Source organism: Actinotalea sp. C106, assembly GCF_023630195.1.
Lineage (GTDB): Bacteria > Actinomycetota > Actinomycetes > Actinomycetales > Cellulomonadaceae > Actinotalea.
In genome coordinates this window covers 1-8,654 of the sequence record NZ_JALPKN010000131.1, presented here as the reverse complement: position 1 = coordinate 8,654, position 8,654 = coordinate 1, and the positions used below count along the sequence as shown (strand labels likewise).

Below are 8,654 nucleotides of genomic sequence, written 5' to 3'. Positions count from 1 at the left end.
GCCCTGGGCGCCGTCGTCCTTGCCGCCGCCTCCGCCGCCGAGAGCGGTCGCGGCCACCTTGGCGAGAGCGCCGGCCCGCAGGCCGCGCTCCCGGGCACCAGCGTTGGTCGCGACGAGGACCACCGGGCGGTCCTTCGCCACGCCACCGAGGGCGACGAGCGCAGGCTCCTCGCCCAGCCGGCTCCGCACGTCGAGGGCGAGGGTGCGCAGGTCGTCGACCGACGCGACAGCCCCGACCTCGTGGGTCACCACGCGCACCGACCCCAGCCTGCTCGCGCCCTCGGCCAGCCCGGCCGCGGCCTGGAGCAGCTGCCCCTGGCGGAGGCCGGCGAGCTCCTTCTCGGCCTCGCGGAGCCTCGCGACGACTCCGGCCACCCGCTCGGGCAGCTCCTCGGGACGGACCTTGAGGGTCTCGGTCAAGGTCGAGACCAGGGCCCGCTCGCGGGCGAGCTGGTGGAAGGCCTCGAGGCCGACCAGCGCCTCGACGCGACGCGCGCCGGAACCCACCGAGGCCTCCCCTGTCAGCGCCACGATCCCGATCTGGCTCGAGTGGTCGACGTGGGTGCCGCCGCACAGCTCGCGCGACCAGGGGCCGCCGATCTCGACGACCCGGACGTCTTGGTCGTAGGTCTCGCCGAACAGGGCGATGGCGCCCCACTCCTTGGCCTCGGGCAGGGGCATGTACTGCCAGCTGACGCCGAGGTCCTGACGGATGGCCCGGTTGGCGACCTCCTCGACCTCGCTGCGCGTGGCCGGCGAGAGGGCCTGGTTCCAGGAGAAGTCCAGCCGCAGGTATCCCGGCTTGTTGTAGGAGCCGGACTGCAGCGCGTCAGGGCCCAGCACCTCGCGCAGCGCGGCGTGCACCACGTGGGTGCCGGAGTGCGCCTGGCGCGCACCGAGCCGCCACTCGGGGTCGACCTCGGCCAGGGCCTCGACCCCCGCGCGCACCTCCCCCTCGAGCACCCGCACGGTGTGCACGACGAGCCCCTTGATCGGACGCTGCACGTCGAGGACCTCGAGGCGGGCACCGTCCGCGGTGATGAGGCCCGCGTCGGACTCCTGGCCACCGGACTCGGCGTAGAAGGGGGTCCGGTCCAGCACCAGGTCGACGGTCTCGCCCTGCCCGGCCGCGGGGACCAGTACCCCGTCGCGAACCAGCCCCCGGATCGTCGAGGAGGTGGAGAGCTCGGTGTAGCCGGTGAACTCGGTGGCACCCGGCTCGCGCAGCTCGCGCAGGGCGGTCGAGGAGGCGTGCGCCCCCTTCTTGGCCTTGGCGTCGGCCCGGGCGCGCTCGCGCTGGGCGGTCATGAGGTCGCGGAAACCCTGCTCGTCGACCGCGAGGCCCTGCTCGGCCGCCATCTCGAGGGTCAGGTCGATCGGGAAGCCGTAGGTGTCGTGCAGCGCGAAGGCCTGGTCCCCCGCGAGGGTGCTGCCCCCCGAGGACTTCACCTGGGCCACCGCGGTGTCGAGGATGGTCGTCCCCGAGACGAGGGTGCGGCGGAAGGCCTCCTCCTCGCCGTAGGCGATGCGTGAGATGCGGTCGTAGTCGGCGGCGACCTCGGGGTAGGACTCGGCCATCGAGTCCCGCGAGACCGGCAGCAGGTGCGGCAGGGACGGCTCGTCGACGCCGAGGAGCCGCATCGACCGCACCGAGCGGCGCAGCAGGCGCCGCAGCACGTAGCCGCGCCCCTCGTTCGACGGGGACACGCCGTCACCGATGAGCATGAGGGAGGAGCGCACGTGGTCGGCGACTACACGCAGCCGCACGTCGTCCTCGCCGTTCGCCCCGTACCGCCGTCCGCTCATCTCCTCGGCCGCGGCGATGACGGGGTAGACCTCGTCGATCTCGTACATGTTCTGCTTGCCCTGGAGCAGGAACGCGATCCGCTCGAGCCCCGCACCGGTGTCGATGGCCTTCTGGTCGAGCTCGCCGAGGAGCGGGTAGTCCTTGCCGCTGCCCTCACCGCGCAGGAACTGGTCGAAGACCAGGTTCCAGAACTCGAGGTAACGGTCCCCGCCCGGGTCGACCGAGCCACCCTCGGCCTCGGGGCCGTACTGGGGCCCCCGGTCGTAGTGCAGCTCGGCGCAGGGCCCGGCTGGTCCAGGCTGGCCGGTGTCCCAGAAGTTCTCCTCGCGCGGCAGACGCACGAGGTGCCGCGGGTCGACCCCGATCTCCCGGGTCAGGACGTCGTAGGACTCGGCGTCCTGGTCCCACAGGGTGATCCAGATGCGGTCGCCGTCGAGACCGTAGCCACCGCGCTCCTGAGGGGCCGTCGACAGCTCCCAGGCGTAGCGGATCGCCTCGGCCTTGAAGTAGTCGCCGAAGGAGAAGTTGCCGTTCATCTGGAAGAACGTGCCGTGCCGGGTGGTGCGGCCGACGTTCTCGATGTCGTTGGTGCGGATGCACTTCTGGACGCTCGCGGCACGGGGCCACGGAGCCTGCTGGGTGCCCAGGATGTACGGGATGAAGGGCACCATGCCGGCGATCGTGAAGAGGATCGACGGGTCGGGCGAGATGAGTGAGGCGCTCGGGACGACGGCGTGCTCGCGCTCCCCGAAGTAGTCGAGCCAACGTCGTCGGATCTCGGCGGTCCGCATGGTGTCCTCACTCCGCAGGGAAGGTCCGGGCCGGGCCCGGGGTCAGGGTCGTGGGCGCACGCGGGGCGTGCGCGGGGTCAGAACTCGTACAAGGGCTCGTCGGTGGGGTCCTCGGCCGGGCGCCCCGACGCACCGGGTCGGTGCTGGCCCGACGTCCGCCCACGGCCGAAGACCGCACCGGCGTCGCCGGCCTCGGGGGTCACCAGCAGCTGGTCGACGAGCTCGGCCTCACGGGTGGCGCGCGCCGTCCGGAAGCGGGTCGCGGCGTCACGCAGCGCCGAGGAGGTCGCGCCCCCCGCTGCTTCGACCTGATCGGCCAGGCCCGCCGGGGAGTAGCGCCGCGCTGCGCGCTCGAGACGACGGGCCAGGAGCACGGCGCCGGTGGCCCCGACACCCACCCAGAACAGCCGACGCATCAGCGCTTGACCTTCGCGGCCAGGCCACCGAGCGCCTCACGGACGCCGTAGGAGAACGCCGCGACCTTGATCAGCGGGCCACCGACCGTGGCCGAGACCAGGGCGGTCAGGGCCGAGAGGTTCTGGCTGATCTCGGCGGCCGAGGTGGTCATGGCGTCGACCTTGACCAGCTGGGCGTTGGTGGTCGCGACCGTGGTCGCGGTCTCGTCGAGGACCGGCACGGTGTGGTCGGTGATCTCCTTGACCGTCGTGCGAGCCTCGTCGAAGACCTGGGACAGCCGGAACAGGGGCAGGGCGAGGAACCCGACGAGGGCGACGAACGCGATCGCCGCGATGAGTCCGGCGACGTCTCCGAGGGACATCCGTGAGCTCCTTCTGTGGCTGTGACGCGGTGGACGTGCTGACCCTACCGGGCGGGCACCCCTCGCACGGGGGGAGACGATCGGGACGGGGAACGACGACGCCCCGCCCCAGGCTGCAGCCGTGGGGCGGGGCGTCGGTCAGGCGTGCGGCGAACCGCGGAGGATCAGCGCGAGTAATACTCGACGACGAGCTGGACCTCGCAGGTCACGGGGACCTCGGCGCGCTTGGGGCGACGGGTGAGGACGGCGCTGAGCTTCTCGAGCTGGACGTCGAGGTAGCCCGGGACGGCCGGGAGCACGTCGCGGTGGGCCCCGGCGGCGGAGACGCGGAACTGGTCGCTCGTCTGGCTGCGCGGCTTGACCTGCAGGGTCTGACCCGGCTGGACCTTGAAGGAGGGGCGGTCGACGATCTTGCCGTCGACGAGGATGTGGCGGTGCACCACGACCTGGCGGGCCTGGAGGATCGTGCGGGCGAAGCCCGAACGGAGCACCAGGGCGTCGAGGCGGGTCTCGAGGTTCTCGACGAGCGCCTCACCGGTCAGGCCGGGGGTCTTGCGGGCGTCCTCGAAGGCGCGGGCCATCTGCTTCTCGCGGATGCCGTACTGGGCGCGCAGACGCTGCTTCTCGCGCAGACGCACCGCGTAGTCCGACTCGGTCCGGCGACGGGCGCGGCCGTGCTCACCGGGCGGGTAGGGGCGCTTCTCGAAGTGCTTGACAGCCTTTGGGGTGAGCGCGAGGCCCAGGGCGCGGGAGAGGCGCACCTGACGGCGCGCGCGGGTGACCTTGGTCATGGAGCTGCTTCCTGTCGTTGTCGTGGCACGACCCGCTGCGGCATGGACCGGCGGGCGTGGGACCAACCTTCGTGATGCGGCTGAGGTCCCCAGGTGGTTGCTCGCGTGCGGGCAACCCGTCGACTCTACCTCATGCCTCGCCCAGGATCTGTCGGATCCTGGCGAGCCGGGTGCTCACGTCGCGCTCGTACCCGCGGTCGCTCGGCTCGTAGTAGCGCGCACCGACCACCTCGTCCGGGGCGTACTGCTGCGGCGCGACGGCGTGCGGGGCGTCGTGGGCGTAGCGGTACCCGGCTCCGTGCCCCATCCGCTCGGCCCCCGCGTAGTGCGCGTCCCGCAGGTGCATCGGCACCGCCCCTACGCGGCCGGCCCGCACGTCGGCGATCGCGGCGTCGACCGCCTTGTACGCGGCGTTGGACTTGGGGGCCGTCGTGACGTGCACGACCGCCTCGGCGAGGATGATCCGCGCCTCGGGCATCCCGATCAGCGCCACGGCCTGGGCGGCGGCGACCGCGGTCTGCAGGGCCGAGGGGTCGGCCATCCCGACCTCCTCGGCTGCGGCGATGACCACGCGGCGCGCGATGAACCGCGGGTCCTCCCCCGCGACGACCATGCGCGCCAGGTAGTGCAGGGCGGCGTCGACGTCCGAGCCGCGCATCGACTTGATGAAGGCGCTGATGACGTCGTAGTGCTGGTCCCCCGCGCGGTCGTAGCGCACCGCGGCGACGTCGATGGCCCGCTCGACCGTCGCGAGGTCCACGACGGGGAGCTCCTCGGCGGTCTGCTCCTCGAGGGCTGCCCCGGCGGCCGCCTCGAGGACGGTCAGGGCCTTGCGCGCGTCGCCCCCGGCGAGCCGCAGCAGGTGTCCCTCGGCCTCCTCGTCGAGGCGGATGCTGCCTGCTAGGCCACGCTCGTCGGCGACCGCGCGATGGACCAGGTGGCGCACGTCCTCGGTGGTCAGGGGCTGCAGGGTCAGCAGCAGCGAGCGGGACAGCAGCGGCGAGTTGACCGAGAAGCTCGGGTTCTCGGTGGTGGCGGCGACGAGGGTGACCCAACGGTTCTCGACGCTGGGGAGCAGGGCGTCCTGCTGGGTGGTCGAGAAGCGGTGCACCTCGTCGATGAACAGGACGGTCTCCCCGCCGCGCGTCGCGAGCCGGCGTCGGGCCTCCTCGACCACGGCGCGCACGTCCTTGACCCCCGACGTCACACCCGAGAGCTCGACGAAGCGCCGACCCGAGGTCGCGGCGATGAGGTAGGCGAGGGTCGTCTTGCCCGTCCCGGGCGGCCCCCACAGGACCACCGAGGACGGCGCGGCGCGGCGCGAGCCCTCCTCGGCGGGCTCGACCAGACGACGCAGCGGGGACCCCGGTCCCAGCAGGTGCTGCTGCCCGGCGACCTCGGCCAGGGTCTGCGGACGCATCCGCACGGCCAGCGGGGCGCTCTGCCCGATGCCCGGACGACCGTCCCCGGTCGCGGTCGTGGCGTCGAACAGGTCCATGACCGCAGCCTACGGCGCCCCTCCGACGGGACCGACATGCGGATCTGGGCCGCGACCTGGGATGCTTCTCCGCGTGTTCGACACCCTGGGCCGAGTGATCGCCCGCGCGCCACGGCTCACCGTCCTCGTCTGGGCCGTGTTCGCGGTCGCCTGCTTCGCCCTCGCCGTGGTCGGGGTCGGCGGGCAGACCCTCTTCGAGCGGCTCTCGACCGGCGCCCCCTCGGTGCCCGGGGCCGAGAGCAGCGAGGCCGACGAGATCCTCTACGAGGGCTCGGAGTCCGGCGCGAGCCTGACCCTGGTCCTGGACGGCGTCGACCCGTCCGCCGAGGGCCTCCCCGCCGCCCTCGCCACGCAGCGCGACGGCCTGGCCACCATCGACGGCGTCGCGTCGATCATCGACCCGTTCGTGCTGCCCGAAGGCCCCGCCGACCCGGCCGCGGCACCGCTGCTCGCGGCCGACGGCAACGGCTTCCTCGTGGTCGTCGAGCTCGAGGTCGACCTCGAGGAGGAGGCCGAGGACGCTGCGCTCGCGGAGGTCGAAGAAACCCTCGAGGTCCTGCCGGCAGCCCTCGGCGACGCAGCCCCCGGGGCGAGCGGCCAGGTCGGTGGCACCTCGCTGATCGTCGACGAGATCACCCACCAGGTCGAGGAGGACCTCGCCACGGGTGAGGCCATCGCCCTGCCCATCGCCCTGCTGATCATGGTGATGGTGTTCGGCGGGTTCCTGGCGGCGTCGATGCCCATGGCGGGCGCGATCGCCTCGATCGCGGGCGGGCTCGGCGGGGTCTACGCGATGTCCCACTGGCTCGAGCTCGACGCCTCGACGGTCAACGTCGTGACGATCCTGGGCCTGGGCCTGTCGATCGACTACGGGCTGCTCATCGTCTCGAGGTTCCGTGAGGAGCTGCACACCCTCGTCGACGAGGACGGCGGGGCCTCGGTGCGCCGTCGCCGGGGCGACGGGGCTGTCGAGGCTGCGCTGCGGCGCACGATGCAGACGGCCGGACGGACCGTCGCCTTCTCGGCCCTGACCGTCGCGATCTCGATCGCCGGGCTCATGGTCTTCGAGCCCGAGATCCTCCGGGCCTTCGGGGCAGCCGGCGTGGGCGTGATCCTCGTCGCCGTCGCGACCGCGCTCACCCTCGTGCCCGCCCTGCTCCAGCTCGCCGGACGGCGCCTGGTGCGGCCCGGGATCGTGGACCGCACCCCGGGACTGCGGTGGGTGCTGAAGCGCACCGGGGACGTCGCCGCCGAGGAGGGCGTGTTCTCCCGGCTCGCGACCCGGGTGCAGCGCCGGCCGTGGTGGGTGCTGGGCGGGTGCCTCGCGCTGCTCGGTGTGCTCGCCATCCCCCTCGCCCACATCGAGCTGCGGAACTCGACCATCGAGCTGCTCCCCGCAGACTCCGAGCAGCGCAGCTACGTCCAGGCCATCGCCGAGCAGTACCCCGCCTCGGCCCAGGCCCCCGTGACCGTCGTGGCCGAGGGATCCCTCGAGGAGGTGGCGATCTGGTCGGCCGAGCTCGCCGAGCTCCCCGAGGTGGCGGGGGTCGACGTCCCCGCACCCTTCGGCTCCTACGTCGTGGTCGGTGTACGTCCCGACAGCGACGATCCCGGCGGCGAGGTCGCGCGCGACGTCGTCACCGCGGTGCGGGACCTCGACGCGCCGTTCAGCACGTGGGTGACCGGCCAGGCCGCCAACCAGATCGACTTCACCGACGCCCTGGTGGACCGTGCTCCGTGGGCCCTGGCGGTCGTGGTGCTCGCCACCTTCGTGCTGCTCTTCCTCATGACCGGCTCCCTCGTGATCCCCGTCAAGGCCCTGCTCACCAACGCGATCTCGCTGTGCGCCTCCCTCGGCGTGCTCGTGTGGGTCTTCCAGGACGGCAACCTCTCGGGGCTGCTGAGGTTCACCTCGACCGGGGGGATCGAGACCTACGTGGTCGCCCTGATCATCGCCTTCGGCTTCGGTCTCGCGATGGACTACGAGGTGTTCCTGCTCTCCCGCATCAAGGAGCTCTACGACGCCGGGTCCAGCAACGACGAGGCCGTGCGGCTCGGCCTGCAGCGCTCGGGGCGGATCATCACGGCGGCGGCCGTCATCATCATCGTGGTGTTCACCGGGTTCGTCTTCGGCGAGCTGCTCGTGATCAAGGAGGTCGGCTTCTCCTTGGCGGTCGCCGTGCTCATCGACGCGACGATCGTCCGGATGCTGCTGGTGCCCGCAACCATGACGCTGCTGGGCCGCTACAACTGGTGGGCCCCCGCCCCCCTGCAGCGGTTCCAGCGCCGCTTCGCCATCAACCACTGAGGCGCGGTCGGCAGTCCGCCCGGCACCGCGTCGGAGCCCCGACCGTCCCCGCGGTCGGGCTCAGGCCGGGGGTCGGTCTGCGCCGGCAGGGCCGAAGGAGGCGAACTCGGCGTCGACGGTGAAGCCCAGGCCCTCGTACACCCGCCGGGCGGCCGCGTTGTCGGCGTACATGCCGAGCGAGACCCAGTCGGCCTCCGGCGGGGCGCCGTCCCTCCTGCTCAGCGCCGAGCGGACCACAGCAGCCGTCAGCGCACGACCCCAGCCTGCGTTGCGACTCTCAGGGCGGACGCTCAGGCCGCGCAGGTGCCAGGACCGGTCCCTCGCGTCGGGGTCACCGGGCCGGTGGACGACGCTGAGCACGCCGAGCAGTCTCCCGTCGGTGGCGCCCGGGGCGCGCACCCCCCACCACGTGGCATCCCCCGTCCCGGGGCTCGCGCTCGTGGTGGGGTTCGCGGCGTCGAGGCAGTCGCGGATCGCGGCGTCCTCCTCAGGCCCGAGCTGCCCGACCTCGTCCTCCCCGGGCACGGCCGCCGGAGTGCTCGCGCACGACAACCAGTCCCAGGTGGAGAACGGACGCAGGCCGAGGTCGTCGAGCAGGGCGGGGGGAACCTCGACGGGGCGCGGGAGGCTCATCCACCCCGCCGGGCCAGCCTGGGCGGCCCAGCGCGCGGCGAGCCGCAC

Annotated in this window: 7 protein-coding genes; 1 reads left to right on the top strand and 6 read right to left on the bottom strand. The window is 72.9% G+C overall.

What is annotated here, in order from left to right:
- From alaS to L0B03_RS10170, 5 genes are all read right to left on the bottom strand, one after another.
- Positions 1–2,598 (bottom strand): alanine--tRNA ligase (alaS, locus tag L0B03_RS10190; protein WP_250445689.1); only part of this gene is annotated, 2,598 nt, incomplete at its 3' end.
- Between the two features lie 77 nt (positions 2,599–2,675).
- A complete protein-coding gene (locus tag L0B03_RS10185; RefSeq protein ID WP_250445688.1) occupies positions 2,676–3,014 on the bottom strand; it encodes a hypothetical protein in 339 nt (112 codons plus the stop codon).
- On the bottom strand, positions 3,014–3,376 hold the full coding sequence (locus L0B03_RS10180) for a DUF948 domain-containing protein (protein WP_250445687.1): 363 nt from the start codon (positions 3,374–3,376) through the stop codon (positions 3,014–3,016). Before L0B03_RS10180 ends, L0B03_RS10185 begins: the two co-directional genes overlap by 1 nt.
- A 164-nt stretch (positions 3,377–3,540) precedes the next feature.
- On the bottom strand, positions 3,541–4,167 hold the full coding sequence (gene rpsD, locus L0B03_RS10175; RefSeq protein ID WP_250445686.1) for a 30S ribosomal protein S4: 627 nt from the start codon (positions 4,165–4,167) through the stop codon (positions 3,541–3,543).
- Positions 4,168–4,297: 130 nt separating this feature from the next.
- Positions 4,298–5,665 carry a replication-associated recombination protein A gene (locus L0B03_RS10170; protein ID WP_250445685.1) on the bottom strand — a complete coding sequence of 456 codons (1,368 nt, stop codon included), beginning with the start codon at positions 5,663–5,665 and terminating at the stop codon, positions 4,298–4,300.
- 73 nt (positions 5,666–5,738) lie between these two features.
- Between L0B03_RS10170 and L0B03_RS10165 the strand changes: the two genes are divergently transcribed.
- Positions 5,739–7,973: an MMPL family transporter gene (locus tag L0B03_RS10165; protein WP_308200035.1), complete on the top strand. Its 2,235-nt coding sequence runs from the start codon at positions 5,739–5,741 to the stop codon at positions 7,971–7,973.
- 60 nt (positions 7,974–8,033) lie between these two features.
- Here L0B03_RS10165 and L0B03_RS10160 read toward each other — a convergent pair.
- Positions 8,034–8,654: N-acetyltransferase (locus L0B03_RS10160; RefSeq protein ID WP_250445683.1), on the bottom strand; the 621-nt coding region annotated here is incomplete at its 5' end.

What these genes read in the sequence shown, in the direction of transcription:
- L0B03_RS10185 (WP_250445688.1), bottom strand. Translation starts at nt 3,014, where the DNA reads ATGCGTCGGCTGTTCTGGGTGGGTGTCGGGGCCACCGGCGCCGTGCTC.
- L0B03_RS10180 (WP_250445687.1), bottom strand. Translation starts at nt 3,376, where the DNA reads ATGTCCCTCGGAGACGTCGCCGGACTCATCGCGGCGATCGCGTTCGTC.
- rpsD (WP_250445686.1), bottom strand. Translation starts at nt 4,167, where the DNA reads ATGACCAAGGTCACCCGCGCGCGCCGTCAGGTGCGCCTCTCCCGCGCC.
- L0B03_RS10170 (WP_250445685.1), bottom strand. Translation starts at nt 5,665, where the DNA reads ATGGACCTGTTCGACGCCACGACCGCGACCGGGGACGGTCGTCCGGGC.